The sequence below is a fragment of the Thermogutta sp. genome (genome assembly GCF_039793925.1).
Classification (GTDB): Bacteria; Planctomycetota; Planctomycetia; order Pirellulales; family Thermoguttaceae; genus Thermogutta.
The window spans coordinates 1-2,445 of record NZ_JBAMME010000335.1; the positions used below are offsets into that span (position 1 = coordinate 1).

Below are 2,445 nucleotides of genomic sequence, written 5' to 3' on the forward strand. Positions count from 1 at the left end.
GCGCTCTGCCGATTACCGCTGGGTCGCGCTGGGCGGGCTGGCCATCATCGGTAGGAGGCTGTAGAGCTTGCCGAACAGTAAGGTGGTTATAGTTAAAAAGATCATTCAAAGGGTCGTGCTACCGACCTTGATCGGTGCAGGTTGTCTGTGGCTCTCTCTGCGAAGTGTGGACCTTGCGGGAGCAACTGCAGCGATTCGGCTGGTCGTGTGGCCATGGATCGGGATTGCTGTTCTGGGCGTCATACTGGTTTCGGCTGGAAAGGCGCTTCGGTGGCAATGGCTGTACCCAGAGAGCGCCCTACCTCTTCCCTGGCCTGTCCATTTCTCTATATTGCTAATTGCACAAATGCTGAACCTGGTGGTTCCTGTGCGCTTGGGTGAAGTGGCTCGCCTGGGGTTGATGGCGCAGGAGCGTCGGCCGGTTGGGATGACGCTGGGTACCATTGCAACAGAAAAGGCTTTGGACCTGGTGGCAACGGGGTTGCTCTTGCTCTTCAGTTTGCCGGTGGCGGTTTTTCCGGCATGGCTGGGAGCAAACATTGGCAGGAGTGCTTTTATCACAGGCATTGCTTTGCTGGGAATTTTGGTCATTTTGGCCCAGTCTCGCGTGGCGATTCTGCGCATGCTCTCAGGTTTACCTGAGCCCCGATGGCGGCCTTTGGCCTACCTCTGGAAAGGGGCACTGCGCCTGCTCGCTGCTTTGCTGGAAGGGATTAGGGGGATAACAGGGAAGAGATTTTTGCCCATTACTGGGCTAACTGTTTTGATCTGGCTACTTTCCGTGGGCGTGATCTACACCGTTCTGTTGGGTTTCGGTAGGGGAGATCTCTGGCGAGCAGCACCAGTGCTTTCTGTTGCCCTGATCTTCAGCAATTTGGCCCCCACTCCCCCTGCGCTTATTGGCGTGGTGACAGCAGTGGCCGAGGGGATTTTGGTACCCTTTGGGGTTTCCCCCTCGGAGGCTTTTGCTATCGGCGTAGTCCTCAACGTGGTTCTGGTTGCCCCCTTGGTTGCGCTGGGGGGCGGGTTTGCGGGTATGCGTCTATTACACTGGTTATATCTCCCAGGCCGGGGCCCAGCGCGTTACGCTTTGGGGCTGGGAACTGCTGATCCACCGGAGAATGATAGATGTGGGGAGCTTTAATTGCCCTTTTCTGGCTCTCGGCCTTGGCTGTGGCTTGGACACATGTTGGTTACCCGCTTTTTATCATACTGCTGGCGCGTTGGCGACCGCGCCCTCATCAAAAAGGCGAGGTTTTGCCCACAGTTTCTCTCATTATCCCCGCATACAATGAGGAGGCCGTGATCGGGGAGAAACTGGAAAATGCCCTTACCCTGGATTACCCCAGAGGACGGATAGAGATCATTGTAGTAGCCGATGGGTCTACAGACCGAACGGTAGAAATAGTGGAGGGTTTTGCGGACTGGGGAGTGCGATTGCTCTTCCAGCCGGAGCGGCGGGGAAAAATTGCGGCAATGAACAGGGCTGTTCCTTATGCACAGGGGAAGATTCTGGTCTTTTCCGATGCCAATGCGATGATGGAGCCTGAGAGCCTGCGGGCATTGGTGCGCAATTTCGCTGATCCCCGTGTGGCTTGTGTCAGCGGCGAGAAGCGGGTTCGCGCCGACCAGCCGGTGCAGGCGCAGGGAGAATCGGCTTACTGGCGCTATGAAAGCAGCATCAAACGGGCCGAGTCTGTGGTCAATACGGCCATCGGCGCGGTTGGCGAGTTTTTTGCGATTCGTCGGGAACTTTATCGTCCACTCCGAGAAGATAGCATTATTGAAGATTTCGTCTTGTCTATGCAGTTGGTAATGGAAGGATGGCGGGTAGTCTATGAACCGGAGGCCGTTGCCTGGGAGGAGGCTTCGCCTACTTTGAAGGCCGAGTGGGAGAGGCGGGCGCGAAACTGTGCGGGAGGATTCCAGGCGGTCGGGCGACTGATTCGGTTATTCTCACCTCGTTATTCAATGGTTGCTTTCCAGTTCCTCTCACACAAGATTTTGCGCTGGCTTAGCCCATTCTTTATGCTCTTGGCCTGGCTTACTGCCCTGGTTTTATACCCCTTTGACCTCTATAGGTTGCTTTTCTGGGGCCAAACGGCCTTTTATCTTCTGGCTCTTGTGGGCGGGCTTCTCTCGGTGAAAGGCTGGCGGTGGCGTCCATTATGGTTGATCTTCTACTTCTGTTTTGCCAACGCGACAGCCTTGAGTGGGTTTTGGCGTTACGTGACAGGTCGGCAGAACGTGGCCTGGAAGAAGGTACGCTGACAGATGGATGGCGAGCGTTTTGCATCATTCGCGCCGAAAAGCCCTTCCTTCTCGTGAACTGCGTCAGTCCTGTTGTAGAGACGCATGATTGAGAATCGCTCCCTTCTACATGCTCTTCCTTTGCTGGTTTTTCCAACCCTGCTCTTTATCTACGTCCTCACCCTCCCCCCCTCC

At 55.6% G+C, this 2,445-nt stretch carries 2 protein-coding genes; both read left to right on the plus strand.

The window, feature by feature from the left end:
* Positions 1 to 67 precede the first annotated feature (67 nt).
* Entirely contained in the window at positions 68 to 1,144 is a 1,077-nt protein-coding gene (locus ABJK56_RS18285; protein ID WP_347246122.1) for a lysylphosphatidylglycerol synthase transmembrane domain-containing protein, read from the plus strand.
* Positions 1,129 to 2,271 carry a glycosyltransferase family 2 protein gene (locus ABJK56_RS18290; protein WP_347246123.1) on the plus strand — a complete coding sequence of 381 codons (1,143 nt, stop codon included), beginning with the start codon at positions 1,129 to 1,131 and terminating at the stop codon, positions 2,269 to 2,271. Before ABJK56_RS18285 ends, ABJK56_RS18290 begins: the two co-directional genes overlap by 16 nt.
* Positions 2,272 to 2,445: the final 174 nt, after the last annotated feature.

Coding starts and splice junctions, on each gene's coding strand:
- ABJK56_RS18290 (WP_347246123.1), top strand. CDS start 1,129: ATGTGGGGAGCTTTAATTGCCCTTTTCTGGCTCTCGGCCTTGGCTGTG.